Origin of the sequence: Aeromonas sp. R7-1 (genome assembly GCF_040908115.1) — a bacterium.
Lineage (GTDB): Bacteria > Pseudomonadota > Gammaproteobacteria > Enterobacterales > Aeromonadaceae > Aeromonas > Aeromonas caviae.
Genome location: NZ_JBFODD010000038.1, coordinates 80,509 through 104,181, shown reverse-complemented (window position 1 = coordinate 104,181; position 23,673 = coordinate 80,509). Strand labels below are relative to the sequence as shown.

31 protein-coding genes are annotated in these 23,673 nt (G+C 62.1%); 5 read left to right on the top strand and 26 right to left on the bottom strand.

Annotated features, from left to right (window positions below; genetic code table 11):
• Window positions 1-140: 140 nt before the first annotated feature.
• The 24 genes from AB5Y51_RS09800 to AB5Y51_RS09685 form a co-directional block, all read right to left on the bottom strand.
• A complete protein-coding gene (locus tag AB5Y51_RS09800; RefSeq protein ID WP_368178369.1) occupies window positions 141-1,754 on the bottom strand; it encodes a hypothetical protein in 1,614 nt (537 codons plus the stop codon).
• Window positions 1,751-2,299 carry a hypothetical protein gene (locus AB5Y51_RS09795; protein WP_368178368.1) on the bottom strand — a complete coding sequence of 183 codons (549 nt, stop codon included), beginning with the start codon at window positions 2,297-2,299 and terminating at the stop codon, window positions 1,751-1,753. The genes AB5Y51_RS09800 and AB5Y51_RS09795 overlap by 4 nt, the downstream gene beginning before the upstream one ends.
• Entirely contained in the window at window positions 2,296-3,177 is an 882-nt protein-coding gene (locus AB5Y51_RS09790) for a hypothetical protein (protein ID WP_368178367.1), read from the bottom strand. The genes AB5Y51_RS09795 and AB5Y51_RS09790 overlap by 4 nt, the downstream gene beginning before the upstream one ends.
• Window positions 3,174-3,602 carry a tail fiber assembly protein gene (locus tag AB5Y51_RS09785; RefSeq protein ID WP_368178366.1) on the bottom strand — a complete coding sequence of 143 codons (429 nt, stop codon included), beginning with the start codon at window positions 3,600-3,602 and terminating at the stop codon, window positions 3,174-3,176. Before AB5Y51_RS09785 ends, AB5Y51_RS09790 begins: the two co-directional genes overlap by 4 nt.
• A 14-nt stretch (window positions 3,603-3,616) precedes the next feature.
• Window positions 3,617-4,924 (bottom strand): phage tail protein, encoded by a 1,308-nt coding sequence (locus AB5Y51_RS09780; protein ID WP_368178365.1) that lies wholly within the window; start codon window positions 4,922-4,924, stop codon window positions 3,617-3,619.
• Complete coding sequence (locus tag AB5Y51_RS09775) at window positions 4,921-5,523, bottom strand: phage tail protein (protein WP_368178364.1); 603 nt, start codon at window positions 5,521-5,523, stop codon at window positions 4,921-4,923. The genes AB5Y51_RS09780 and AB5Y51_RS09775 overlap by 4 nt, the downstream gene beginning before the upstream one ends.
• The gene (locus tag AB5Y51_RS09770) at window positions 5,516-6,703 is read right to left on the bottom strand and encodes a baseplate J/gp47 family protein (RefSeq protein ID WP_368178363.1); all 1,188 of its coding nucleotides are present in this window, start codon (window positions 6,701-6,703) and stop codon (window positions 5,516-5,518) included. Before AB5Y51_RS09770 ends, AB5Y51_RS09775 begins: the two co-directional genes overlap by 8 nt.
• A complete protein-coding gene (locus tag AB5Y51_RS09765) occupies window positions 6,700-7,023 on the bottom strand; it encodes a DUF2590 family protein (RefSeq protein ID WP_368178362.1) in 324 nt (107 codons plus the stop codon). The genes AB5Y51_RS09770 and AB5Y51_RS09765 overlap by 4 nt, the downstream gene beginning before the upstream one ends.
• Window positions 7,023-8,945 carry a phage tail tape measure protein gene (locus AB5Y51_RS09760; protein WP_368178361.1) on the bottom strand — a complete coding sequence of 641 codons (1,923 nt, stop codon included), beginning with the start codon at window positions 8,943-8,945 and terminating at the stop codon, window positions 7,023-7,025. The genes AB5Y51_RS09765 and AB5Y51_RS09760 overlap by 1 nt, the downstream gene beginning before the upstream one ends.
• Window positions 8,946-8,951: 6 nt before the next feature.
• Complete coding sequence (locus AB5Y51_RS09755) at window positions 8,952-9,095, bottom strand: hypothetical protein (RefSeq protein ID WP_015985417.1); 144 nt, start codon at window positions 9,093-9,095, stop codon at window positions 8,952-8,954.
• A 41-nt stretch (window positions 9,096-9,136) separates the two neighbouring features.
• Window positions 9,137-9,397 carry a putative phage tail assembly chaperone gene (locus tag AB5Y51_RS09750; protein WP_041214418.1) on the bottom strand — a complete coding sequence of 87 codons (261 nt, stop codon included), beginning with the start codon at window positions 9,395-9,397 and terminating at the stop codon, window positions 9,137-9,139.
• Window positions 9,394-9,624, bottom strand: coding sequence for a hypothetical protein (locus AB5Y51_RS09745; protein ID WP_368178388.1), 231 nt, complete (start codon window positions 9,622-9,624; stop codon window positions 9,394-9,396). Before AB5Y51_RS09745 ends, AB5Y51_RS09750 begins: the two co-directional genes overlap by 4 nt.
• On the bottom strand, window positions 9,521-9,955 hold the full coding sequence (locus AB5Y51_RS09740) for a hypothetical protein (RefSeq protein WP_368178360.1): 435 nt from the start codon (window positions 9,953-9,955) through the stop codon (window positions 9,521-9,523). Before AB5Y51_RS09740 ends, AB5Y51_RS09745 begins: the two co-directional genes overlap by 104 nt.
• Window positions 9,952-10,413 carry a glycoside hydrolase family 104 protein gene (locus AB5Y51_RS09735; protein WP_041214421.1) on the bottom strand — a complete coding sequence of 154 codons (462 nt, stop codon included), beginning with the start codon at window positions 10,411-10,413 and terminating at the stop codon, window positions 9,952-9,954. Before AB5Y51_RS09735 ends, AB5Y51_RS09740 begins: the two co-directional genes overlap by 4 nt.
• Window positions 10,400-10,726: a phage holin, lambda family gene (locus tag AB5Y51_RS09730; protein ID WP_039040942.1), complete on the bottom strand. Its 327-nt coding sequence runs from the start codon at window positions 10,724-10,726 to the stop codon at window positions 10,400-10,402. The genes AB5Y51_RS09735 and AB5Y51_RS09730 overlap by 14 nt, the downstream gene beginning before the upstream one ends.
• A 23-nt stretch (window positions 10,727-10,749) precedes the next feature.
• A complete protein-coding gene (locus AB5Y51_RS09725; RefSeq protein ID WP_167825648.1) occupies window positions 10,750-10,959 on the bottom strand; it encodes a TraR/DksA family transcriptional regulator in 210 nt (69 codons plus the stop codon).
• Window positions 10,960-10,968: 9 nt separating this feature from the next.
• Entirely contained in the window at window positions 10,969-11,424 is a 456-nt protein-coding gene (locus AB5Y51_RS09720; protein WP_041214425.1) for a phage protein, read from the bottom strand.
• A gap of 3 nt (window positions 11,425-11,427) precedes the next feature.
• Window positions 11,428-12,540, bottom strand: coding sequence for a DUF2586 domain-containing protein (locus AB5Y51_RS09715; protein WP_368178359.1), 1,113 nt, complete (start codon window positions 12,538-12,540; stop codon window positions 11,428-11,430).
• Between the two features lie 4 nt (window positions 12,541-12,544).
• Window positions 12,545-13,231, bottom strand: a complete 687-nt coding sequence (locus AB5Y51_RS09710) for a phage virion morphogenesis protein (protein WP_368178358.1) — start codon at window positions 13,229-13,231, stop codon at window positions 12,545-12,547.
• Window positions 13,228-13,752 (bottom strand): phage tail protein, encoded by a 525-nt coding sequence (locus AB5Y51_RS09705; protein WP_368178357.1) that lies wholly within the window; start codon window positions 13,750-13,752, stop codon window positions 13,228-13,230. Before AB5Y51_RS09705 ends, AB5Y51_RS09710 begins: the two co-directional genes overlap by 4 nt.
• Window positions 13,749-14,222 (bottom strand): head completion/stabilization protein, encoded by a 474-nt coding sequence (locus AB5Y51_RS09700; protein WP_342040561.1) that lies wholly within the window; start codon window positions 14,220-14,222, stop codon window positions 13,749-13,751. Before AB5Y51_RS09700 ends, AB5Y51_RS09705 begins: the two co-directional genes overlap by 4 nt.
• 116 nt (window positions 14,223-14,338) lie before the next feature.
• On the bottom strand, window positions 14,339-15,064 hold the full coding sequence (locus tag AB5Y51_RS09695; RefSeq protein WP_368178356.1) for a terminase endonuclease subunit: 726 nt from the start codon (window positions 15,062-15,064) through the stop codon (window positions 14,339-14,341).
• Window positions 15,065-15,067: 3 nt separating this feature from the next.
• Window positions 15,068-16,117, bottom strand: a complete 1,050-nt coding sequence (locus AB5Y51_RS09690) for a phage major capsid protein, P2 family (protein ID WP_167825642.1) — start codon at window positions 16,115-16,117, stop codon at window positions 15,068-15,070.
• Window positions 16,118-16,126: 9 nt separating this feature from the next.
• Window positions 16,127-16,999 (bottom strand): GPO family capsid scaffolding protein, encoded by an 873-nt coding sequence (locus AB5Y51_RS09685; RefSeq protein WP_368178355.1) that lies wholly within the window; start codon window positions 16,997-16,999, stop codon window positions 16,127-16,129.
• 175 nt (window positions 17,000-17,174) lie between these two features.
• Here AB5Y51_RS09685 and AB5Y51_RS09680 point away from each other — a divergent pair, with 175 nt between their 5' ends.
• The 3 genes from AB5Y51_RS09680 to AB5Y51_RS09670 are packed head-to-tail and all read left to right on the top strand — an operon-like array spanning window position 17,175 to window position 20,309.
• Window positions 17,175-18,989 carry a terminase family protein gene (locus AB5Y51_RS09680; protein WP_368178354.1) on the top strand — a complete coding sequence of 605 codons (1,815 nt, stop codon included), beginning with the start codon at window positions 17,175-17,177 and terminating at the stop codon, window positions 18,987-18,989.
• Complete coding sequence (locus tag AB5Y51_RS09675; RefSeq protein WP_368178353.1) at window positions 18,986-20,002, top strand: phage portal protein; 1,017 nt, start codon at window positions 18,986-18,988, stop codon at window positions 20,000-20,002. The genes AB5Y51_RS09680 and AB5Y51_RS09675 overlap by 4 nt, the downstream gene beginning before the upstream one ends.
• Before the next feature lie 58 nt (window positions 20,003-20,060).
• A complete protein-coding gene (locus tag AB5Y51_RS09670; RefSeq protein ID WP_368178352.1) occupies window positions 20,061-20,309 on the top strand; it encodes an ogr/Delta-like zinc finger family protein in 249 nt (82 codons plus the stop codon).
• On the opposite strand, the gene AB5Y51_RS09665 is transcribed toward AB5Y51_RS09670, so the two are convergent.
• Window positions 20,310-20,777 carry a hypothetical protein gene (locus tag AB5Y51_RS09665; protein ID WP_368178351.1) on the bottom strand — a complete coding sequence of 156 codons (468 nt, stop codon included), beginning with the start codon at window positions 20,775-20,777 and terminating at the stop codon, window positions 20,310-20,312.
• On the bottom strand, window positions 20,767-21,690 hold the full coding sequence (locus AB5Y51_RS09660; RefSeq protein ID WP_368178350.1) for a hypothetical protein: 924 nt from the start codon (window positions 21,688-21,690) through the stop codon (window positions 20,767-20,769). The genes AB5Y51_RS09665 and AB5Y51_RS09660 overlap by 11 nt, the downstream gene beginning before the upstream one ends.
• Window positions 21,691-21,949: 259 nt before the next feature.
• Here AB5Y51_RS09660 and umuD point away from each other — a divergent pair, with 259 nt between their 5' ends.
• On the top strand, window positions 21,950-22,372 hold the full coding sequence (gene umuD, locus AB5Y51_RS09655; protein ID WP_368178349.1) for a translesion error-prone DNA polymerase V autoproteolytic subunit: 423 nt from the start codon (window positions 21,950-21,952) through the stop codon (window positions 22,370-22,372).
• Entirely contained in the window at window positions 22,369-23,646 is a 1,278-nt protein-coding gene (umuC, locus tag AB5Y51_RS09650; RefSeq protein ID WP_368178348.1) for a translesion error-prone DNA polymerase V subunit UmuC, read from the top strand. The genes umuD and umuC overlap by 4 nt, the downstream gene beginning before the upstream one ends.
• Window positions 23,647-23,673 lie beyond the last annotated feature (27 nt).

Below are 23,673 nucleotides of genomic sequence, written 5' to 3'. Positions count from 1 at the left end.
ACTAGAGTCTTCTAGCAATTCTTCAAGCACACCATCATGCTCGCATTCCATTAGAGGCTTTCCACTATTGGTTATGAGTTCCCTCAACAGCTCTCTTGTATGTGCAGTCATAAGCTTCTCCGGAATATGCATTAAGTTAGCTATTCAATGATAGGAGAGAGCTGGTTGGCCAGTTGCTTGGCTTGTTGGCCATGTTCCGTCATGGCTGCACTGTTCCCTGGTGCGGGTCCGCTGCCATGGGTATGGCCAGCCGTGGCGGCGGCCAGTTGCTCCACCACGTTCATCAGTTGCAGCAGCAGCCGGAAGATGTTCACGCTATCTGTCCCCACCCAGGAGCGGGGCGCTTCCAAGTGCTGCAGTTCGCCGGCGACAGCACGGCGCAATTGTCCCACCACCTCGATCAGATCCCCGGCTGTGGTCTGACTCAGATTGCCCAGGCTCCCCAAGGTGAGATCGTCTCCGGCCAGCAGCTCGATGGCCCCCAGCGCCTCGATGAGCTTGAACCCGCCCACCTCCTCGACGCTGTGCTGCGCCACCTGCAGCCGATGCAGGCCATGGTCCCCCAGGTAGTCGTCGCTTTGGTGGTGCATCTGCAGGGCCTGGTCGTGCAAGCGGCGGTCGGTGTGGCGGGTTAGGTTGCCCACGGTATCGGTGCGGCTGAACACCTCGTCCCGTTGCTGCTGCAGTTGCTCGCCCGGGGTGATGTCGGGCAAGGCCCAGCCGCTGCCAAGCACGGTGCGGATAAAGGGCCGGTCGGCCCGACCGAAGGCGAACCCCAGCTCAACCAGGGTCCCCTCGGTGGGGAAGTGCAGCAGGCCCTGCTCCTGCCCGCCGAACAGCGCCGGGAGCGGCACCGCCCGATACAGCGGTGCGGCCTTGTCCGGCTGGCCATCCTCGCCCAGCAGTTGCACATCCACCGCATAACGGGGGCGAAAGGGATCATTGAGCTGGCCAGCAGTGGCCTGATCGCTCACCGCCTCGACCCGCCCGAACTTGGGCAGGTGCATCTTGTCTGCCAGCTCCGGGAACTCGCCCTCGATCTTTCGCCGCTCCGGCGACTTCAACTTTTTGCCGGGTGTCGCCGTGGTCAGGGTCATCTCGTCCCCCTTGAGGCGTACCCGCATCACCCGCTTGCCGTTGATGATGGCCCCGGGCCGGATGGCTGGTACTGGCGAAAGTGTAAGGGTGTCGCCCGCCTGACGCCCTGACCAGGCGGGATCGAGCGTCACCTCCTTGCCATGCCAGCGGCTATGGGCGTGGCTCCCCACGTAGATGGCGCCATCCGGTTGCTGGTACCAGACAAAATCCGGCACCTCGAAGGCGCGCCCGGCGTTATCGAGCAACTGATAGCCGGTGCCGGCGCTGGTGAAATTAGGGATCTGACGGTCGGCGTAGTCTGCCCCCTGGTGAAGCAGGAAGGTAAGCCCGCATTGGTCGGTGAGCCAAGCCAGCAGGCCGCGCAGGGTGGCATGCTGCTGGCTGACGGGGAGGCGAGTTCCCAGGGCACCGGCGAGCTCCCTGCACAACAGCTTGCTGGCACCGTTGGCGGCGGGGTGCACATCGTACACGTAGCCCGTGAACCAGCGGCGTAGGTCGCCGTTATAGCCGGTGTCCAGAGTGAAGATCTGCCCCTTGCTGGCGGTGCCCTCGATGGTGAGGGCGGCGCGGCCGCCAGCGTTCAGGTCCAGCACCAGGTCATGGTCGATGAGGTGCACCGGTTGGCCAGCGATGGTCAGTGAGGTGGTTAGTTTCATGCCAACATGTCATCCAGTGGTTTAAGTACAAAGCGCTCGAAGCCGCTGAGCTCCAGCGCTTCATCCCCCGCACCTTGGCCACCAGGATTGGCAGCGCTGGTGTTGTCAGTGCCCTGGCCCACGGTCGGGGCTTGCTTGGGCTGGCGCTGTTCGCGCTTCTCCGGCACCGAGTTGAACTCCTTCAAGGTGAACTGCACATGCCAGGCGAGCAGCCCCTCCTGTTCGCTTGCGGTGACACGCCCGGCGAACCTTGCTTGGCGCACCTTCACCGACTTGGCCAGGAGTGACCCGACCCGGTAGATGTGGCGCTGGCCGCCGTTGCCCTTGGCATCGGCCAGCTCAAACAGCCGACTCAGCATGCGCTCCTCCTTGAACGGAATGAGGCCCGAGACATCGAGCTCCTTGCCCTTGGCGCCCTGCTCGGCGCTGCTGGTCGAGCTGGTCTGGCCGCTCTGGTCCTTGTCCTGAAACTGCATCGATGCGGAGACGCGCATCGACTTCATGGTGATGGGTTCGCCATCCAGGGTCAGCATGGCTTGGCTCATGGGGTCAATTCCTGCCAGAAGGTGAGCGGGGAAGGGGAGAGCAGCAGAGCGCCGACCGTCATGCTCATGCTGTGGTCGGGGGGCGTGCTCTGTCCGAGTTGGGTGGCGAGGCTCGCTGCATCTCCCTGGCCTTGCCAATGCCAGAGCGAGCCGGACAGCTTGCCAAGCTCGGTCATGGCGGTGGCCAGCGAATCGAGGCGGGCGGTGCGGTGCTCGGCCAGCCCCTGCAGCTTGTCGATGGGGCTTTGGCTATCCCGGGCGAGGCTCTCCAGTTGCGCCAGCTCCACGCCAAGGACTGCCCTAGCAGGGCGCAATGGGTCCCAACAAAGAGGCTCGTCGGCGCGCCAGCGCGGCACCCTGGCGGCACTGGGCTGGTGCATGGCGTCGTTACTGGCCGTGAGGCGGCGTAGGGTGGCGCACCACTCCGACAGCGGCAGCAGGGCGCATAGGGGCGCCAACTGCCGGGCCAGGTCTTCGGCGCTGTTGCCAGTTACCAGCCAGGCGATGGCATGCTGCTGCCCGCCGGGCAGGCGTGGATCGGCGCCATCCTGCAGCTTGGCGGCCAGGGCCGCCACCGCGTTGGGGGCAGACAGATGGTGCTGGTTGCCCTGTTGTTGGCCCACTCCGTGCTGGTAGGGGGTGACGGTGAGGCAGTGGCCATGCACCAGCAACCGGTCGAGCTCGGCCCGAAGACCGGCCAAACTCTCGGCCGCCTCGCTAAGCGGGTGGCGCCGATACTGGGCCCGCGCCGCCAGCCCCTGCAGTCGGCCCATGGCGCTCGTCTGGCTCGCCGGTAGCTGCATCAGCACTTCCCGGGCACGGGTGTGCAGGGCGTCAGCGCTCGCGGGCCAGCGCAGCCCGCCTTGGGCCCAACTCATTGGGGCATCTCCGGCCAGGTTACCGCTGTTGGCCATCCCTCACTTTGTGGCAAGCGATAGAGGGCAACCCGGTAGTGCTGCCAAGCAATGAGCTTGGTTATTTCACTTTCGCTGATAATACCGAGTCTCTCGGCATCTTCCAGCGGGGCCATGGCCGCCGCCGCTTGTTTCATTTCTTCTTCCAGGCGTGCCCGCTGATCATCTTCTGCGGTGGTCGGTGGGGTGAGTACAGTGATGTCGCCAAACTCGCCAAATACCGCCCTGCTGTAGAGCTCACGCCCGTGTAGCTCGACATCATCCCGTCTAGCGGTAAAGGGGACCGGTTTCGGTATATGAGAAAATCTCACATCCAGGGTGATGGCGTCGTCATCTGATAGGTAACAGCGTGGGTTAGAGGCACTGATAATTGTTATTTCTTGTCCCATGTTCTTTCTGCTCCTCATGCGGTTCTAATGAATAGACCCGCCGCGTTTTTTGTTGCGATCCCAGTACCCGCGATGATCAAGCAGAGAGCTTTCCAACTCCCTGACGGGGTGACCCCATTTCTTGAATTGCCCTCCAAGTTAGTCGTAATCAACTGACTGCCTGCATAGGTAGCTCCGATGGCGCTTGGTGAGGCACTTGGATCAATGATCATCAACTGTGCATATGTCCCAATTTGCCCCCAACCGCCGGAGACAATATCCGCATTGCCAAGGGCGGCGGCGTGGCTATGGTCTGACATGGCTAAATCTGGCCTTTCGGTAATTTCACTCCATTTCGGCCATCGATTCGCGGTGTCAGGGACCTTGGTCAGGTTTTCCCATTGATGGCCGTGGCTGTTGTCCTTGACCTCCACCGCAATGGTGACGCCCTGGGCATCCTCCAGGATCCCTTTGCCAGTCACATCCCCGGAGAGCTCGATGGTGCGCTTTCGGCGCAGGTCGGTGACGCTGCCGTCGCTGTTGATGATGGCGACCTTGGCCACATGGTGCTGATTGCCGTTGCTGTCCACATAGTCGGCAAGGGATGGCACGCTCAGGGTGAGGGTGAAGTGATTCACCCAGGCATTGAGAAGGGAGCCCGCCCGGTAGATGTCGAGCCAGAGCCCCACCGGCTTGGCACCTGGGGTGATTTTCCTGACCTCGTCGAGCTGGGCGCGCAGGCCACCCACATAGGCCACCCCGGGCTGCACCTTATAGACACCGGCCTCGTTCACTAGCTTGAAGCCGTCACCGTAGAAGGTGGCCGGCCCGAAGAACTGCAGGGCCTGCAGGCGCAGATCGTCGTCCATTCCGCGCAGGCGGGCGGCATAGTCAATCTGCCAGGTGCTGGCGTCCACGTGAGTGGCGGTGGCCTCGCTTGCTCGGTCGTACTCCATCAGCATGGACTTGACCAGGCTGTTACCGGTCTGGCCGGTGGCCTCATTGGTCTTGAGTTTGGTCTCCAGCCCCTTGTGCACGATCATCCCCACCATGCCGCTGGCCTTGTTGATGAGGTACAGGGCATTGAAGCTGAAATCGCCGACCGTGGTGTCCATCACGATGGTGTAGGCCACCGCATCGTTGTTGATGAGGCCGCGCTGATCGACGGCGTGGCGGTGCACGATCTGGCCCGCCGGTGGTAAGCCGAGATCCGGGCTTATCGGTTGGTCCGGGTCCAGGTCTGGGATGTTGGCCAGCACGAACTCATCGAGCACCACCGGCGTCTGGTTGGCGAGGCTCGCCTGCAGGTAGCTGGCGAAAGCGTTGGTAATGATTTGGCTCATGGGGTCCTCTTGAGTGTCGCACCGAACACCTGCTGACCCATGTCGATGCGACCGGAGCGCAGGGTGACAGTGACCGGGTAAACCACCTGAAAGCGGTAGCGGCGGCAAGTGCGGCCGTAGTGTTGGATGAGGGTTTCCATCAACTGCTGATTGCCGGCGATGGCGCTGTCGGTCACCTCGATGGTGATGACGTCCCATGGCGTGCCAGCCTGGCGTTCGTGGATGTCGCACCAGCCGATGCCAAGGCGCTCGAAGATGCGCTTAAAGCCGGCGACCTCGCCGGCGTCCCGGGCGTTCACAAAGGCGAACCTGACCCGTTTGCGAAAGAGCTCAATCGGCTCGCCGTTGAAACGTGTGATGTCCCGCTCCCAGGCGAGCAGGGCCAACAAGGACTCCGAGCAGGTCAGCGGGTCTTGCTGGGCCAGCGGCAACAGCAGCCAGCCCTTGATCCGTTGCCAGAATGCGTTGATGCCCTTGGCCAGGAACCCTGGCTCGGCATGAGCCGGGCTGATGGTGTAGCCGTCTTCCCACCAGGGTGGGCTGGCATCCGGTAGCAGAGGCGCCTGCAGGTCGTGCTCAAGCTGGGGTGGGTTAGTCATGCAGGGTCACCTCCAGCGAGCTCAGGCGAGGGATGGCCAGCCCCGCGACGATGTCACTCTCGCCAAAGCGCAGGCTCAGGATCTGCGGGAACTGGCTGTGCAGCTCCCCCGCAAGCTGGGAGAGTGAGAAGCGTGACCGTGGCCAGGTGCGGGTGACGGCCGGGAAATCTGTGGACTGGCGAAACGCTGCCCTGACCAGGTTCTCGGCCCCCGTTTTGAGCGCGTCTCGCTGTTCGTCGGAGAGGTTGGGCTGGGGCCAGAGCGTCAGGGTGAGGCTGTGCTGAGTCTCAGGAATGCTCATCACGAACAGGTCATCCCCATGACCGTGGTTGCCCTGGCGGCCCACGTAGTCGTTGAGCTGATCGATAAGGCTGGCCGGGGTGGCTCCCACCTCTAGCAGGATGTAAGCGTTGGCGGTACCGGGTCCACGCGGGGCGTCGTGCTCAAAGAAGATGTGATCGGCGCGGATCCCTGCGACGCTCGCCAACATGGATCGGTAAATCGCATCGATGTGATAGCGCCCCACCGCCGAAAACTGGTTCTGGATGCGCAGACCGAGTGCGTCGTTGCTCTCGACGTCGCTGCCTTGGGTGGTGATCCACTCCTTGTCATCGTTGCGGGCCGAGAGAATGCCGGTCACTGGTTCGTTCAGCAGGTTGTAATAGCCCGGGGCCAGGTTCCATGCCGCGCCGGCGAGCTCGGCCTCGCACACCACCCGGGCCACCGCTTCCCCCGCCGGGCTCACCACCGCCTGCAGGGGGCGCAGGCGATAGATGGTGCCGTTGATGCGCTCGGTGGTGACCCAGATGTCGGCTGGAATGGTGACGGCGTCGCTCGGGTTGGCTTTCACGAAATTGACCAGGCCCCGGGTCTTCTGGGCCGCCTTGCGGGTAAGGTCCACATCCCAGGCCTTGAGGTCGAGATAGGCATCGGTGGCGGTCGCCGCAAAGGTGTTGGGCAGCACGTGGCCCGCCAGCAGGGTGCGGATAAGCCAGAGGGCCGGGGTGATGACCACGCCGCGCACCAGCCGCCAGAACGGGCTCACGTCGCTGTCGTTGGTGATGAGGGAGCCAGCGGCCACCACCTCCTTTTTGAGCTCGGCCTCCATGGCCGCCTCGGTGGTCGGCACGCCGGCCTCGGCCAGCAGGGCCATAAAATCCACGGTCGGGCGCAGGTTCACAGGGTTACCTCCAGTTCGCCGAATTCATAGGTGCGGGCGGTGACCAGCACCCGGTCGGGGGCCTCTTCGCTGATGAAGATGGTGCCGGGCTCCAGCCGCTCGTCGTCTTCAACCAGCAGCTCAATCTCGGTCATCACGTCGCTGCGCAGGGTCGGGCTGCGCTCGCCGATGAGCTTGCGGGCGAGCCCGGATTCCATGATGCGGTGCTTGATGTCCTGACCGATGCTGTGCCGGTCCTGGGTAGTGCGGGGCTGGCCGCCGGCATCGAGCTGCCAGGCGCCGTTCACCACCAGGATGTCGATGTACTTGGGTTCGTTCATCACTTGGTCTCCAGCCAGGCGTTTTCGGCCAACTGCTCCGGGGTCATGGGATTCTGGTTGGTGATGTGCACCTCGCCGATATGCAGAGACTTGGCGGGCTTCTGGTTGGCAGCGCTCGCGGCCGCGTTGGCCTGGATCAGCTGCTGGCCCAACCCGCCGGCCGGTACTTTGCTCTGCTCCGGCTGACGGTAGCGGGCGAGGGGAGCTGTGATCGAGGCCTGTTGCTGCTCTGCCGCCATGGGGGCGCTGACCGTCCCCGGCATGACCGGGAGGGTCAGCGGGGTGAGCGCGGGCATCTGCAGATCCGGCATGCCGCCGAGCTCGATATTGACTCCCGGGATCAGGTTGAGTTTCTCTATCAGCCAGTCCACCGCCCGCCCCAACAACTGGAAGGGGCTCAGGTTGCCGAGCAGTTGCGTGAAGCTGGCCCAGCCAGCGGCGGCCCCGTCGATCATGCTCTGGATGGCGTCGAACACGCCCCAGTCCGCCAGGGTCTTCTTGAGGTCGTCCCAGTAGTAGATCGCCAGCCCAATGGCGCCGACGAGCAGGCCGCCGACCACATAGGCCAGCAGCACGGCAGGGTTCGCGGCCATCATGATGTTGACGGCCAGCAGAATGGCGCGAAAGGCAACCAGCCCGGCCTTGAGCAGGTTGAGCGGGGCGATCAGAAGCGACCAGGCGATGCCGAGCCCGAGAGTGGTCATCTTCGCCAGCCCGGCGAGCAGCAACCAGGCACCGGTCACCATGCTAAGGCCCACGATGGCGAGCAGGGCATAGCTCACCACCCGGGTGAGGTTCGGGAAGAGGTGGGTCCAGCGCAGCACTGTGTTGGCGCCGTCGGCAAAGACACCGACCACTGCATTGATGGCCGGCAGCACCACGCCAAAGGCTGCGGCACGGATGGCGAACCAGGCCTGGGTTACCCGCTCCCACTGGTCGGTCATTGAGGCGGCCATCTGCTCGGCCTTGCCCATGCCGTGGGTGTTGGCCAGCGCGTTGATGTTGGTAGCCAGGCCTTTGGTGTTGGTCATGAGCAACTTGATCATAGCAACCGCTTCATTGGAGCCAAACGCCTTTTTGAGCTCGTCACTCTCGGCCACGCTCAGGGTCTCGCCATAGCGCGCCTTGAGTTTGTCGAGAATGGTCAGTATCGGCAGCATGTTGCCCGCCGAATCGGTGAACTGCAGGCCGAGCGCCTTCTGGGCGTTGCCCACCCCGGCCAGGAATGCCTTGAACTTGGTCCCGGCTTCGCCGCCGCCCATGGTGGCCTGCAGTTGGCCCAGCACGGCGAACTGTTCATCCATCGACACCCCGGCCGCCGTGGCGTTGGCACCGATGGCCCCAAAGGCATCGGCCATGCCCTGACCGGTAGTCTTGAACAGTTGCACCGCGAGCGCCGTCTTGCCGGCCACATCCTCCACCCAGTTAGCCTTGCCCATTCTCTTGGCCTGCTGCTCGAAGATACCGTACATGGTGCCCATGTAGTTGGTGATGGTCGCGGTGTCGGCCTTGGTCGCCTTCGCCAGGGTGGCCGATGCACGGGTGAAGGCGGGCAACTCGTTGCCCTCCAGCCCGGCGATGGCGGATTGGATGTCGTAGGAGGAGCGGACAATCTCGGTGGCCGAGTTGCCATACTGTACGGACAGCTTGAGGGCTTCACGGCCGAGCGCATCGAGTACGTCCTTTTGCACATCGAGGGAGGCTACCTCTCCTAGCGCCCGGTCCATCTCGATGGCAGGGCCAAGGGCTGCCTGCACAGCCATCCCGCCAGCAGCCAGGGTAGTGGCCCCCATGGTCATGTTGCGCCAGCCCTGGCGGCCCGCCTTGCTGACCTTGTCCATCTGGGCATTGATGCCGGCAAGGGGCTTGGTGACCTGGTCAACCAGGGCCACCTGCATCATCAATTTTTCCATCCAGGCCATCAGTCGTTATCCGTTCAGTGCTTTGGCAATGCCCTCGGCCACGGCGGCGGCGTTGGACTCTCGGTGCTGTTTGTCTAACCAGATGGCGCGAGCCAGGCTGTCGAGGTCGTCCTCTTCGTGGGGCAGGTAGTAGCGCCGCAGCGCCAGCACCTGCTCCAGTTGGTTGCGCTCGATGGCCTCGGCGCGCGCGGTCAGTTTTTTACGGTGATCTCCAGGGTGGGGGCGAACTGCTCGTTAATGGCTCCCGCCAACTGCAGGGCTGCGCCTGGCCGCTTGAGCAGCTCGTCCAGCGCGGCCTTGCTCTCCTGGCAGACGATCTTCTTTAGGTAGTTGTGGGCCGGCGCCACCTTGTCGCTCGGCATCATGTCGTTGATGAAGCCGTTGTAGGCGGTCATGGTCGGTTCAAAGCTGATGTCGGTACCGGCCACAGTCAGGGTCAGGGTCTTGCTCATGGGGTTGTCTCCTCTTGGGATATCCAGTTGTTCAGGGTGGTGATCTGGGTTTGGCAGCGGCGCAGCGCCGTCTGCAGGGTGGGGATAAACCGCACGGCATCGCCGTAGGTGCTCCCCGTGAAATCAGGCTCCGGACAGTGGGGTACCAGCCCCGGCGGCGGCAGCCGCTTGACCACCCGGGTTTGCACCACGGTGGTGGGCTGGCTGGAGCAGGCGCAGAGCGCCAGCAGGCAAAGGCTCGCGAGCGCAATCCGGGCGGCCCGCCGGCGGCGTGGCCAGGGCGTGTTGCAGGTCATCGGCGGTCTTCCTGTTCTGGTTGTCGAGCTCGGCCAAGGCCGCGTTCTGGTGGGCGAGCAGTTGGCGCAGGGCGCTGTCTTCTTGTCGCAGCGTCTTGAGCACAGTGCCCATCTGGTCGTTGGCCTCTCGCAGGGTGGCAATGGTCTCGTTGGCGGTGGCGAGCTCCCGGGTGCGCTGGGTGAGTCGCTCCCCCTGGGCAAACAGCAAGCTGCCAATCACCAACCCGATCAGGGTCGGCAGCAACCGGATGAGCGTGCTCATGCCAGCACCCCGCCGAACTCGGTGAACTTGGCCAGCAGATCCGCCAGCTTGTGCTCGCGCTGGCCGTAGCCGGCGCCGGGCAGGCTGGCCCAGATGTTGGCGCACTTGCTGATCGCCTGGGGGATACGCCCCTTGATCACGTCGTCCAGTGCTTTGCGCTCACGGATAAGCTGGATGGCCCAGGTGTCCTGGGAGACGGGGCCAAAGTCCGGCAGGCCGAGCGCCGCCTGGTAGTGGCGCCAATGGCGGGACAGGAACTGATAGCGCCCGGCGGCGGTGCTGTGCAGGGTCGGGTTGACCCGTACCAACACATCGGGGTGTTCGCGGTAGTCCTGGAAGAACCCGGCCGGGTTGACCAGCTTGTTGTAACCGTCGTCGCCCAGCCCCTTGGTGCCCTCGGCATAGGCGAGCAGGTCGAGAAAGGCGGCCATCTGGGGATGGCAATCACTGCGCGGCATTGTTGTCCTCCTTCTTGCTAAACATCAGGGCCGCCCGGTCGCGGATGATGTCGATCCCAAGCAGCCCCACCACGCCGCCCAGAAAGGGGGTGGCCTCCTGGGGGATCCCGAGCAGGTGGGTACCGGTGGCGGCCGCCAGGGTAATGAGGCCGCACAGCAGGGATTCGATCAGCCGGCGGCGACCCCGCCCACCGGCGTAGGTGATGCGCAGGAAGGCGATGGCCAGCGCCAGCAGGGCCCCATAGACGGCGGGCCAGTTGTCCATCAGCCAGGCCAGCAGGGCGGTGGCGAGGGTCGGGTCTTTATGAGGCATGTGGTTCATGTCCGTTGCTCTGATTAGCGGCCCAGCCTCTCAAGGCGGGTCTGGCAGGGGACGCACAGGCGCACCCCGGGTACGTGGCGGCGGCGTCCCTCGGGGATGTCGTCGTCGCACTCTTCGCACTGGTGCAGGCTCTCCCCCTGGTAATGCCCCTTGCCCACCTGGTTGGCCAGTTGGACCGCCAGCATGCGGGCGGCGTGATGGTTGGCGCGATCGATGTCGTCCAAGCGTCCCCCTTAACCCAGCAGGTGGCGGGTGTCTTCCTTGGAGAGGTAAGGCACGCCGTTGAGGTGAACGAAGTCGGGGGAGGTCACAAAGCCTTTCACCTTGTGCACGCTCTTGCTGCCCCCCTTGGGATCGATGTCGAGCAGGTCGGAGACCAGCAGCTTCACCCCGAAGGCCTCCACCTTCATGGTCTCGGTGCCTGTGTCGGCGTAGAACAGCACATCGTCCGGCTCCATTCCGCGCCAGCTCCCCGCCCGTTTGGCGGCGTCGGCCAACTGCGAGAAGTTCTTGGTATCGAGCTCGAACTCCAGCTCGGCGGCGACATCGCCATCGACGAAGCCGTCCGGGATCCCCCGGGTTTGCGCCACGGCGCTGTTGTCGGTGATGGAGAGGCTGGCCTTTTCGACGTGGACCATGGCCCCCAGGAGGGTGGTGTCAAAGCTGGCACCGGAAATTCGACGGGTCATGGGTTAGCCCTCCCCATTGTTGAGGCTCAAATCGAGCATGATGTTGACGGTGATCCCCTTGGGGCAGTCCACGGTGCGCACCACCACAAACACCGAGACCAGGTTCTTGGCGACCCACTGGATGCGGATGTCGCCATCCTGGGGGGAGGCGATGTCGCCCGGGAACGGCTGGCCGTTGATGGTGGTGGCCTTGGCCATCTCCCGCAGATCCTTGCCGAAGTAGGTGATGGCGGCGGCGGTGCTGCCCGGGGTGGAGTTGAACGAGCGATCCCCTATGCGGGCGATGGCGCGCAGGCGCATCCGGCGCGCGACCTTGTAGGCAATGCGCAGGTTTTCGATCACCTGGTAGTCGCCGCCCTCGGCGTCCAGGGTGCGGCCATCGGCCCAGTAGATCCCGTCATAGTCCGGGTACCACATCGGCACCGAGTAACGGTTCTGCTCCAGGGTCTGCAGGGTGGCCAGTGGCAGCGGGATCCCGTCCTTGTCCACCGGCTTGTTGCCAAGGCCCACCAGGGCGCCGGTCTTCACCCGGCAGGGGCTGTCGGCGATGCTCACCGCCCGGTTGCACAGGCGGCCCGCATAGGCGCCGGCCAGGGTCGGCCAAAGCTGCGGGATCAGGGAAACCGAGCTCGCCGCGATGCCATCCTGCAGGGTGGCCAGCTCGGCCTCGTAGGTGGGCCAGTCCTGTTCGTCGGCAATAGCCGGCACGGCCAGCAGCATGAACTGCCAGCGCCCCCATTTGGCGATCAGCTCCTGGTTGAGGGCGTGGGCGGCGTTGATACTTGCCTGGTCCCACTCTTGCCCCAGCACCACGACCCCTTCAAACGACTGGGTCTGCTGGGCGTCGCGGGTCGCGTCCAGCCAGGGTTTGTCGGTGGGCAGCACATAGGCCGCCGCCGACCAGTTCTGGCCCGCGTTATCGCGGGCGGCCAGCAGGTTGGCCTTGAGCTCGCTGTCCACGGTACCGAGCAACTGATCGAAGTCAGATTGAGCGTTGAGGGAGAGCAGCTTGCCGGTGTTGCTGGCGGCGCTGCCGATGAACAGCAGGTGGCGCTCGACCTCGGTCACGTGCCCCTGCATCTGGTTCAAGTTGTTGATCTGTACATAAGGCCACATGCCGTTATTTCCCCTTCATGTCTTGCTTGTTGACGTCCCAGCCGTAATCGATGCTCTGCAGGGCGCGGGCGAAGGCCTGTTGCCGCTGCCTGGCATTGGCGCCCAGGAACGGGCGCGCCGGCAGATGGATTTCCCAGCTCTCGGCCGCCGGTTCGTCCTTGAGCTTCTTGATGAGCAACCCCGCCAGGGCGTAGTTGAGGTGGCCGGTTATCCAGCCCAGCGAGGCCGAGCGGTATGAGCGCTTGCGTTGACCGGGGCGCTTGAACCCGAGCTCCCGCAACTTGCGGGCCTGGGCCTTGGTGGCCTGCTTCTGCTTGCCGCCTTCACTGGGGGCGATGCGCCGGCGACTGGCGGCCGTCACCTTGTAGGTGTGCCCCTTCTGGTGGGTGTTGGCGATGACCCCGGCGTGGGCGCTCATGGTGCCTTTCTTGAACCCGACCTCGGCCACGTCCTGGCGCGGCTCGTGGATCACCAGCAACTTGGGCAGGCCGCGCAACATCTTGCGCTTGCCCCGCTTGCGTGGGGCCCAGGCATTACCGTTGGGATCTTGCTGCTGGCGCACGTGGCTGGCGGCCAGCTTCTTCATCTCGTTGGCGGCGCGCCATACCAGGCGCTTGCGCTGCTTGGGCGGCAAGGCCAGCAGGTTGAGCTGGTCTTTGCTGCGACGGGTGTCCAGGGTGATGGTGATCATGAGAGGCCACCCACCGGGTGAGCGCCGGTATCACCCACGTTCAGGTCAATCTGCTCGGCCACCCAGATGTCATAGGGGGCCACGTTCCAGCGCTTGCCGAGCCAGTTGATGGGCCCTTGCGGGTGCTCGATAAGGCGCAGCGGTTCAGCAAAGGGGAGCTGGATCTCGAGGTCCGCAGTCTGCTCGTCGTTCGGGGTGACGGCATACTCAGGGTCTGGCAGCTCGAACTGCTCGCGAAAGTCGTCGTGTTCCTGCACCCAGGCGGCGACGGCCGCCAGCAGAATGGCCGGATCCAGCTCCCGAAACGGCAGCTGCTCGATGGTGAACACCGCCTGATAGGTGAGCCAGGCCACGTCCACCCCGGTGGGCCCCATGTTCCTGGGTTCGAGCTTGATGGTGCCGTTCTCCATCCAGCTATCCAGGCGCTTGTGGCACTTGGCCGGTAGCACCCGCAGCAACTCGGCGTGCAGCGCCTGCAGGAAGTAGCCCTGGGCCTGCTGCTCTTTCATGGCTGCGTTCATATCAGCGACACTCCCGCCCGGTGTTTGCCCTTGATGCTGCGCACCAGTTGCTGGCTCTCGGCCAGTAACTGGGCGCGCTGGTCCGGGGAGCGCTCCACCTGGTTATTGGCGGTGGCCCGCTCGGTGACGCTGGCGAACTCCGGCAGCAAGGCCGCCTTGGCCCGGGCGAAGACGGCGGCCAGGTACTGTTCGATCAGGGCGTTTCTGCCGGAGTCAGCGCCATCGTCAAGGCTCGGCCCCGGCACGGCGGCTGCACTGGCATAACCCTTGTCCTGCAGGGCGGCCTGGTGGCTGGCGAGCTGCAGGTTTATTTCAGAGACGGCGGCCAGCAAGGCGGCGCCTGTGGTCTGCTGGTCCAGATCGGCAGGCAGGGCACGGCGGCGCTCAAAGTCGGCGACGGCCACATCCGGCCAGAACCCGTCATTGCGGATGGTGGCGGCGCTATAGTCGATGTCCTTGCCTGCAAACATGGCTTGCCTCGCTGGTTGAGTGGGTGCACCCCTGAAGCCACGCAATTGCCGCTGAGTTAGCCAGAGGCTGCTCATGGCATTCGCGCCGGGGTGCGACGGCGCGGAGAGTCGGTTCGTTATTCGGGATTGAGCGCCCGCAGGCGCATGGCAATCTTCTGGCGCAAGGTGCCGACGCCCACCTTGCCGTGTAGTTGGTCGGCCAGGGCCAGCCAGTGGTCGGCCTGCTCCAGGGTGGCGCTGTCCCCCACGGCGCTCGGGCGGGGCTGGCCGTCGTGGTCGCGCAGCAGCAGGCAACCGGCGGCCTTGAACCACTTGGCCGTCAGCCGCTCGTTGAGGCGCCAGTCATTGCGCACCTTGTCGAACACCCGGGAGAACCAGGGCTCGACGGCATGCCCCTCGGCCGCCTGTTTCTCGGCCCACTCCAGCACGGTGTCGGCCACGAAGTGGGCCCAGTCGCGCTTGATGTTGGTCGGGGTGCGTTGGCCCTGGGCGATGGCGAGATCCGCCCAGGCGATGCCGGCGTCGAAGTTGCCCACATCGAAAGCCCAGATGATGAGGCGCTGGAACAGCTCGTTCTGATAGGGCTGGCCGGACTCAGCGACGGCAGCCAGATAGCGCTCCACATAGGGGCGGTACTTGGGCATCAGCTCATCGCGTTTCATGTTCACCCGATCCCCGATGCGGGCCAGCTTGCGCAGCCGGACCATGTCCTGCTCCAGGGCAATCAGCTGCAGGTGCAGGCTGTCGGCCACTGCGCCGGTGGCCACGCCGGAGCTAGCGGCCTGCTGGGCCCCCTGCACGGCGTGCACGCGCTGCTTGTGACGTTGACCGGGTGAGCTCATGGCTTAGGCCTCGGGAGCCGCCGGTGCGGCGCCGATCTCGATGTCGGCCTCTTCAAAGCCGCCATAGGCTAGGTGTTCGCCGAGGGCATAGCCTTCCATGCGCCAGTACTGGTTATCGAAGCACTTCTTGTCCTGGTTATCGTCCGCCTTGCGCTTGCGGGTGCCGCGCTGGGTGTAGATGTGCAGGTTGTCCAGGGTGGTGACCACCATCCGCTTTCCCGGGAAGAAGGGCGGGATGTAGGCGCGGCGCCCGGCGATGGACTCGGCCAGCTTCTGGGCAGCGATCTGCTCGCTCGGCTTGGTGGCCTCGCTGTAGAGCTTGGCCTGGGCGGCAGCGATGAGGTCGGTACCGACCAGCACCACCAGACGCGGGTCCTGGCGGAACAGGGGATCGATGGTGGTGTTGATGAGGTCGGAGGCCATCTCGTCCAGGGTCTTGTAATCCCCCTTGCCGTCCGGGTCGAAGTAGATCTTCTTGCCAGCCTCGGCCTTGATGATCTGGCTGCCGTCGTTCCACTCGCGGGCGATCTGGTGCCAGCCCTTGTTGACGTCTTCACCCAGCGGGTGTTCGGCGGGATCGGTATCGGCGGCCGCTTCCACGCCGTTCCAGCCGACCCGCAGCATGTCCAGGGCAAACGCCTTGTTGATGAAATCGCCCACCAGGCGCAGGAACTCGCCCTCGCTGCCGGCGTTGGCCCAGACGCACAGGGTCGCCCAGTCCAGCGAGGCGCAGGAATCGGTCTCGGTCAGCTCGTAGGTGTTGCCATCGACGCCGATCTTGCCGTTGAAGCGGCCGTTCTTCTTGCGGCCGGTGAACAGCTTGCCGATGCCAACCTGCACCACCTGACCTTTGATCTGGTCCACATCCAGACAGGTGATCAGGCCGAGGAACTCGACGGAGGCGAGCAGGGCGGCGCGCAGGCCTGTTTCCACCGGGCCGGTGACGCTGAACTGCTTGGCCAGGGCGTTGACGGGGATGCCGTAGGCCTTGGCCAGGGCATTGCTGTATTGCTCCAGGCGCTGCATGGCCTGAACGGTAAGAGTCTGGCTCACGGTCGCTCCTTAATAGACTGCAGGGGTATCGTCACCGCCGAGGGCGCTCGGGCGCTGGCCCGGCTTCTCGACAGAGAACTGGTCGATCTGGCCTTTCAGCTCGCCGACGGTGCTGGCCAGACCGTTCAGGGTCTCTTCCAGCTTGCTGAACTGCTCGGCGCTGATGCCGGACTGCGCGTCCACCTTGGCGGGCTCAGCAGCCGGTGCAGTAGGCTGTTCGGTAGTGGGTTTGGTCTCCAGCTTGGTGCTGAAGCCTTCGATCTTGGTGCCAAGGCCATTGACGGCCCCCAGCAGCAGGTCGAACTGTTCTTTGGTCATTTCCTCATCCTCGGGTTGGCTGGGGGGTGATTGGGGGGCTTGCTCGCCGTGGCTGGCCAGGAAGCTGAAAAACTTGGCGATCAGGCCATCGGCCTTTTCGTGCTTGGGCAGCTTGAACGTGGAGAGGTCCAGCGGCTCGCTGGTGCCAACGGCCTGCCCCTTGTTGCTCTTGCTGAACTTGAGATGGGTGGTTCCGATGCTGGCCGGTTCGTCGGTGACGCCGAGGCCCAGCAGGTAGGTGCGGCCCAGATCGGCGAAATTCTCAAAGGGCTCGATGGAGCAGAACTGATACTGGCCGCTCTGGTTGTAGTAGATGAGATCCCGATTAGGGCAGAGGATGGCGAACAGCTTGAGCTTACCATCCACCTCTTCGGTCTTGAGGGCCTGCACGGTGCCGTAGCTGGACCAGCGATCATGATCGGGCCAGATGACGGCGGTGTAATAGGTCGGGTCGTAGGTCTCGGCCATGTCGGTGAGCCAGTCGCGGGTAATGTCCCGCCCGTCCACCGCTTTGCCTTCGGTGGCGATACAGACCCAGCCAGTTCTCAAGGTTGATTCGTTCATGCCTGCTCCCAAGTGATGCGGGCTCAGGCTATCGGGTCGGCAAGGGGGTTTCACGCTATGGCGTTCTGCTGGATTCGGATCCAGCAGGAAATCCGAATTGCTCAGAACATCAGTGGGATAAGGGAGGGGAGGGGGCTGGCTATGATGGCGCCATCATTCACTGGATGGAGGCGCCGTGGCGTACCCCGAAGAGATCCGCAATGCGGCGAAGGGACTCTACCTTAAACGATGGACACCCCAGGAGATCAAGGACGAACTGGGGCTCAACTCCTGTCGCATCATCTACTACTGGGCCGAAAAGCTCGGCTGGCGCGACCTGCTGACCGAGGAAGCGGTCGAGGATGCCATCAATCGCCGGGTGCAGGTGTTACTGCACCGGGAGAAGAAAAGCCCGGGCGAGCAGGAGGAGCTGGACAGGCTCATCGGCCACCATGTCAGCCTCAAAGAGAAGGCGCTCAAGTGGGCCGAGCGCGAGCAGGCCCTCAAGGCTCAGCGTGAGCAAGGGCATGAGCCCGGGCCCAGCCGCGGCAAGCGTGAGCAAAGCCGTCAGGCAGGCGGTAGCCGCAAGGGCGGCAAGAAGGCCAAGAACGAGATCGGACACCTGACGGCCGATGACTTTACCGAGTGGCTGGGCACCCTGTTCGGCTATCAGTTGCGGGTGCGGGAGGCCAAGAACGACCCGGCGCTGCCGCGCACGCGCAACATCCTCAAGTCCCGCCAGATCGGCATGACCTACTACTTCGCCGGCGAGGCGTTGGAAGATGCCATTCTGACCGGCGGCAACCAGATCTTCCTGTCCGCCACCCGGGCCCAGGCGGAGGTGTTCCGCTCCTACATCAGCAAGATTGCCCAGACCTTCCTGGGCGTCACCCTGACCGGCAACCCCATCGTGCTGTCGAACGGGGCCGAGCTGCATTTCTGCTCCACCAACTCCAACAGCGCCCAATCCCGCTCCGGCAACGTCTACATCGACGAATACTTCTGGATCCCAAACTTTGAGAAGCTCTCGGACGTGGCCAGTGCCATGGCGACCCAGAGCCACTGGCGCAAGACCTACTTCTCGACCCCGTCGAGCAAGGTGCACGAGGCTTACCGCTTCTGGACCGGGGATCGCTGGAAGGGGCAGCGCCCGAGCCGGGTGGCCATCGACTTCCCCGGTGAAGAGGCGCTGCGCGACGGTGGCTGCGTCTGCCCGGACAGGCAATGGCGCTACGTCATCACCATCGAGGATGCCATTCGCCTCGGTTGCCACCTCATCGACATCGAGGAGCTCAAGGACGAGTACCCGGAGGAGGTGTTCGACCGCCTCTACATGTGCCGGTTTATCGATGATGCCCTGTCGGTGTTCAAGTTCCAGGACATGGAGCGGGCAGGGGTGGACCCCACCCGATGGGAGGACTACAAACCCGGTCGGCCTGACCCGTTCGGGCGTCGAGAGGTGTGGATGGGCTACGACCCGAGCCGTACCCGCGACAACGCCACCCTGGTGGTGGTCGCCCCGCCCACGGTCGCCGGCGAGCGCTTCCGGGTGCTGGAAAAGCACTATTGGCGCGGGCTCAACTTCCAGTTCCAGGCCCAGGAGATCACCCGTATCGCTAAGAAGTTCCGGGTCACGTACCTCGGGGTCGACGTCTCCGGCATCGGCGCCGGGGTGTTTGACCTCTTGAAGCCGGTGTTCAAAGGGGTGTGCCACCCCATCAACTACAGCATCGAGAGCAAGTCGCGGCTGGTCCTCAAGATGATCGATGTGGTGGAGGCGAATCGCATCGAGTGGGACAGCTCGGATCGGGACATCCCGCTCGCCTTCCTCGCCATCAAGCGAAGCACCACCGGCGGTGGCCAGATGACGTTCCGCGCGGCGCGCGACAACGTGACCGGACACGCCGACGTGTTTTTTGCCATCGCCCACGCAGTGGCGAACGAGCCCCTTGATACCCACCGCAAACGCAAATCCACCTGGGCAACCAGCCAGGAGAAGAAGGCAGCATGACCAAGCGACAGAAACAACAACCGGCCCAGGCGGCCACCTCACCCAACCGCGGCGCCGTGGCCTTCAGCATGCCGGAGGCTGTGGATCCCACGGCCTGGATGACCGATTACACTGGGGTGTTCTACAACCCCTACGGCGAGTATTACCAGCCTCCCATTGAGCGCAAGGGGCTGGCCAAGGTGGCCAGGGCCAACGCCCACCATGGGGCCATCCTGATGGCGAGGCGCAACATGGTGGCGGGGCGCTTCACCAACCAGCGCGCGACCATCACGGCGTTCGTGCACAACTACCTGCAGTTCGGGGATGCTGGCCTGCTCAAGTTGCGCAACAGTTTCGGCCAGGTGGTGGGGTTGCACCCGCTCTCCAGCGTCTACCTGCGCCGGCGCGAAGATGGCTGCTTTGTCTACCTGCAGCAGGGCAAGTCGAACCTGATTTACCGGCCGGAGGATGTGATCTGGCTGGCCCAGTACGATCCCGAGCAGCAGGTCTATGGCATGCCCGATTACCTGGGAGGCTTGCAGTCGGCCCTGCTCAACCAGGATGCCACTCTGTTTCGGCGCAAATACTTCCTCAATGGCGCCCACATGGGGTTCATCTTCTACGCAACCGATCCCAACATGGACGACGACACCGAGGAGGAGATGAAGGAGATGATCGCGAGCAGCAAGGGGGTGGGGAACTTCCGCTCCATGTTCGTCAACATCCCGGACGGCAAGCCCGATGGCATCAAGTTGATCCCGGTGGGGGACATCGCGACCAAGGACGAGTTCGCGGCCATCAAGGGGATCACCGCCCAGGATGTGCTGACATCCCATCGCTTCCCGGCGGCGCTGGCCGGCATCATCCCGACCAATGGCGGGGGAGGGCTCGGGGATCCCGAGAAATACGACGCCACCTATGCCAGGAATGAGGTGCTGCCGTTGTGCGAGCTGGTGCAGGACGCCATCAACAGCGCGGGACTCCCTCGTTCCCTCTGGGTCGATTTTCGGGAGAATATTGGTTCAACTGTATAAACAAACAGTGTTTGCTGTGGCAAGATAGGCTGTTGATTTGGGTAAAAAAGGGGGCGTAATGCGGGTTTATTGCAAAGTGTGTGGCCAGCGGGGCCGCATTACCAAGACCAACCGACTGAGCAATGATGTCTCGGATCTCTACTGCCAGTGTACCGACGCAGAGTGTGGCCACAGCTGGGTGGCCACCTTGTCTTTTGCTCATACCCTGAGCCCGTCAGCTAGGACTGTGAACCAATTGGTGTTGAACCTCGTTGAATCACTAACCGTTGAAGGGCGTCAAGCAATACTGGACAAACTAAAAACATAGTCATGATTGTGGTTTTATTTTACTTTCAGCCTCACGCTTAAATTTTCTTAATTGGAAATTTATTTGTGGAGTGGCAATTATGTTGCTAACAGAGCTGTAGAATTCATCCTGATTGTTACACATGAAGTTATCTTTCCCCAATATTGCTGTGATTGGGTAGCCATCTTCACTTCTTCTGAGGAAGAATAGGGTTTCACCTGTATCTGTCTCTTTGTGGAGTATTTTTATTTTAGTCCTGCCAGTCTTTACTCTAAGTGCAAAAGGAGTAAATATGTTTTCTCGACCGAGACCTTCATCTTCATATTCTGTAACCTCATGCAATTCAATAGGGAGTTCGAGGTAGTTTTTTAATGAATTATGTAATCCACTTAGTACCTCTTTTATCTCATTGTTATTCATCAATACTTGTTCGGCAGCGTTATGCCCTTGCTTTAACATCATTGTGAAGTCAAATTTATCAACTGACATGGGCAACTCCTTCGGTTCTAGTAATTTCACAGACAATAGGAAGGTGATCAATAAAACATTTTGAACTAGAGTAATCGTTTAATATATCTGTTGATGAAATTATATTGGTTTCATACTCATTTAAACACCATCTGCCACCGGATATGAGACTGCCCGAAACAATAGCCTGATCATATGAATGCCATATTGTTCCTTGAAATGTCTTATATTTATGGCTTCCTGATGGGTATGCCTGCATGGGTTCTAAGTGGCTGTACTTTTTTTCTGAGACAATGGTGCGCCAAAATGGATTATAAAAGAATTCATTTGGGTATTTTCTTACAGCATCATGACAGCGGCTAGCTTGGAGATTTACATTTAAGCTACGATCATATGGGTTGTCATTGAAATCACCAAGTATTATAACATCCTTGTCATTCTGGATATAATCCATGGCCGATTGATAAACCATGCTGGCCGAGGCATTTCTTTTTTCCTCACCACCATTTAAGCGGCTTGCCCAATGACATAGATATATGTAGAAAATTTTTGAGTCATCAATATTAATAACTTCTACAATCTGGGCGGCCTTAACAATGTTCCCCGTAATTGACTTTGATAAATTTGATATATGCTTAACCTTCAGTTTTTTGTTGTTATAAATCACTGCAATATCAAATCTTGTTTTTCCTACTTTTTCAGCCATGTCGAGAATAGTTATATTTTCAATGTCAATTGCATTTATAAAGTGATTTATATCTTTGCTAGACACTTCAGATAGAGCTAGAAAATCACATGATTTCTCGGTTAACAATGACTTAATATGTTTGCAAACTAAAGGGTATGTCTCATCACTTGCATTACTTCCTGCCTGAGGAGCGGAAGGGGATAGGGCCGCATTCCACCATCCAAATCTTAATTTATAAATCAGCATCGTGCTCAACCCACTTATAAAAATATAAAATCACATACACTGTCATTCTTCTAGACAACATTTGCAACTGTATAAGTTTGTATACTCTAATCTGTTTGGTTACTTATTTCTATGTGTATATGACTTCATCACGTTTTCAGCTTTGGTTGGCAGCATCTGTTCCTGCATTGTTTCGATTTGGAGCCAAACGTCTCACGGTGATCCTTTCAGGGGAGGTTGTTATACTGTTTATTTGTACAGTGAAAAAGAGATTGCCAGCATGTTTGCTCAACCCACTCCCGATGCTCCCTTGTTGGAGCTGCCCTTGTTCCTCTCCCCGGTGGCCTGCGGCTTTCCGTCGCCGGCGCAGGACTACACCGAGCAGACCATCGACCTCAATCAGTTGTGCGTGGCGCACCCGGCGGCCACCTACTTTGTGCGGGCGGCCGGTGATAGCATGGTCGACCACGGGATCCGCGATGGCGACTTGCTGGTCGTCGACCGCAGCCGCAAGGCGCGTCACGGCAGCGTGGTGGTCGCCGCGGTGGATGGCGAGTTCACGGTGAAGAAACTGCAGCTTGAGCCCACCGTCGCCTTGCTCCCTGGCAACCGGGCCTATCGCCCCATCCATTTCAACCATGGGCAGGAGCTGGAAATCTTCGGGGTGGTGGCCTTTGTCGTGCACCAGGTGGACAGCCCATGAACAAGCGCTGCGCTGTTGCCCTTGTCGACGTGAACAACTTCTACGCCAGTTGCGAGCGGTTGTTTCGCCCAGACCTCAAGGGGCGGCCCATCGTGGTGCTCTCCAACAACGATGGCTGTGTGGTGGCCCGTTCGGCAGAGGCCAAGGCGCTCGGCATCAAAATGGGGGTGCCGTACTTCCAGATCCGCCAATTCTTCGAGGCCATGGGCGGGGTCTGGTTCTCCAGCAATTACGCCCTCTATGGCGACATGTCGAACCGGGTGATGACCATTCTGGAGGGGATGGCCCCGGCGGTGGAGGTTTACAGCATCGACGAGGCCTTCATCGAACTGAGCGAGTCCTGGGCGGGCGACCTGGTGGCCTATGGCCGCCAGATTCGCGAGCGGGTGCAGCAGTGGACGGGGCTGACCGTGGGGGTCGGCATCGGCCCCACCAAGACGCTCGCCAAGCTCGCCAACTACGCCGCCAAGAAGTGGCCCGCCACCGGCGGGGTGGTGGATCTGCGGGATGAAGCGCGGCGCGCCCGGCTGATGGCGATCACCCCGGTGGACGAGATATGGGGCATTGGCAGGCGGCTGTCGGCCAAGCTGGAGGCCCAGGGCATCAAGACCGTGGCCGACCTGGTCGCCGCTGATCCCAAGGTACTGCGGCGCCGCTATGGCGTGGTGGTCGAGCGCACGGTGCAGGAGCTGCGGGGGATCCCCTGCGCCGAGCTGGAACAAGAGGCCCAGGCCAAGCAGCAGATCATCTGCTCGCGCTCGTTTGGGGAGCGCATCACCCAGATCGGCCCCATGCACCAGGCGCTGGCCGGCTACATGGAGCGGGCCGCCGAGAAGATGCGAGGGGAGGGGATGTGCTGCCGGCACGTGACCCTGTTCATTCGCACCAGCCCGTTCAGCGACCGGGAGCCCTATTACGGCAACCAGGTGAGCACCAAGCTGGCCATGCCCACCCATGACACCCGGGCGCTGCTGGCTCTGATCCCGGAACTCCTCCCCCGGATCTGGCGCGATGAGCAGCGATACCAGAAAGGGGGCGTCATGCTGGCCGACTTCACCCCCGCCAGCATGCAGCAGGGCGACCTGTTCGCCGCACAGCAACAATCCCCGCGCAGCGAGGCGCTGATGCAGGTCATCGACAAGATCAACCAGGGGCGGCTGGGGAAGGTCTACTTCGCAGCCCGCGGCCGCGACACCCGGGAGTGGATGATGAAGCGGGAGCAACTGAGCCCCCGCTATACCACTGCTCTCGGCGAGCTGCCGGTGGTGAAGTGAGTTCATAAAGCCCCATCTTTGCCAAAG

Coding starts and splice junctions, on each gene's coding strand:
- AB5Y51_RS09800 (WP_368178369.1), bottom strand. CDS start 1,754: ATGAAACTAACCACCTCACTGACCATCGCTGGCCAACCGGTGCACCTC.
- AB5Y51_RS09795 (WP_368178368.1), bottom strand. CDS start 2,299: ATGAGCCAAGCCATGCTGACCCTGGATGGCGAACCCATCACCATGAAG.
- AB5Y51_RS09790 (WP_368178367.1), bottom strand. CDS start 3,177: ATGAGTTGGGCCCAAGGCGGGCTGCGCTGGCCCGCGAGCGCTGACGCC.
- AB5Y51_RS09785 (WP_368178366.1), bottom strand. CDS start 3,602: ATGGGACAAGAAATAACAATTATCAGTGCCTCTAACCCACGCTGTTAC.
- AB5Y51_RS09780 (WP_368178365.1), bottom strand. CDS start 4,924: ATGAGCCAAATCATTACCAACGCTTTCGCCAGCTACCTGCAGGCGAGC.
- AB5Y51_RS09775 (WP_368178364.1), bottom strand. CDS start 5,523: ATGACTAACCCACCCCAGCTTGAGCACGACCTGCAGGCGCCTCTGCTA.
- AB5Y51_RS09765 (WP_368178362.1), bottom strand. CDS start 7,023: ATGAACGAACCCAAGTACATCGACATCCTGGTGGTGAACGGCGCCTGG.
- AB5Y51_RS09760 (WP_368178361.1), bottom strand. CDS start 8,945: ATGGCCTGGATGGAAAAATTGATGATGCAGGTGGCCCTGGTTGACCAG.
- AB5Y51_RS09750 (WP_041214418.1), bottom strand. CDS start 9,397: ATGAGCAAGACCCTGACCCTGACTGTGGCCGGTACCGACATCAGCTTT.
- AB5Y51_RS09740 (WP_368178360.1), bottom strand. CDS start 9,955: ATGAGCACGCTCATCCGGTTGCTGCCGACCCTGATCGGGTTGGTGATT.
- AB5Y51_RS09735 (WP_041214421.1), bottom strand. CDS start 10,413: ATGCCGCGCAGTGATTGCCATCCCCAGATGGCCGCCTTTCTCGACCTG.
- AB5Y51_RS09730 (WP_039040942.1), bottom strand. CDS start 10,726: ATGCCTCATAAAGACCCGACCCTCGCCACCGCCCTGCTGGCCTGGCTG.
- AB5Y51_RS09720 (WP_041214425.1), bottom strand. CDS start 11,424: ATGACCCGTCGAATTTCCGGTGCCAGCTTTGACACCACCCTCCTGGGG.
- AB5Y51_RS09715 (WP_368178359.1), bottom strand. CDS start 12,540: ATGTGGCCTTATGTACAGATCAACAACTTGAACCAGATGCAGGGGCAC.
- AB5Y51_RS09710 (WP_368178358.1), bottom strand. CDS start 13,231: ATGATCACCATCACCCTGGACACCCGTCGCAGCAAAGACCAGCTCAAC.
- AB5Y51_RS09705 (WP_368178357.1), bottom strand. CDS start 13,752: ATGAACGCAGCCATGAAAGAGCAGCAGGCCCAGGGCTACTTCCTGCAG.
- AB5Y51_RS09700 (WP_342040561.1), bottom strand. CDS start 14,222: ATGTTTGCAGGCAAGGACATCGACTATAGCGCCGCCACCATCCGCAAT.
- AB5Y51_RS09695 (WP_368178356.1), bottom strand. CDS start 15,064: ATGAGCTCACCCGGTCAACGTCACAAGCAGCGCGTGCACGCCGTGCAG.
- AB5Y51_RS09685 (WP_368178355.1), bottom strand. CDS start 16,999: ATGAACGAATCAACCTTGAGAACTGGCTGGGTCTGTATCGCCACCGAA.
- AB5Y51_RS09675 (WP_368178353.1), top strand. CDS start 18,986: ATGACCAAGCGACAGAAACAACAACCGGCCCAGGCGGCCACCTCACCC.
- AB5Y51_RS09670 (WP_368178352.1), top strand. CDS start 20,061: ATGCGGGTTTATTGCAAAGTGTGTGGCCAGCGGGGCCGCATTACCAAG.
- AB5Y51_RS09665 (WP_368178351.1), bottom strand. CDS start 20,777: ATGTCAGTTGATAAATTTGACTTCACAATGATGTTAAAGCAAGGGCAT.
- AB5Y51_RS09660 (WP_368178350.1), bottom strand. CDS start 21,690: ATGCTGATTTATAAATTAAGATTTGGATGGTGGAATGCGGCCCTATCC.
- umuD (WP_368178349.1), top strand. CDS start 21,950: ATGTTTGCTCAACCCACTCCCGATGCTCCCTTGTTGGAGCTGCCCTTG.
- umuC (WP_368178348.1), top strand. CDS start 22,369: ATGAACAAGCGCTGCGCTGTTGCCCTTGTCGACGTGAACAACTTCTAC.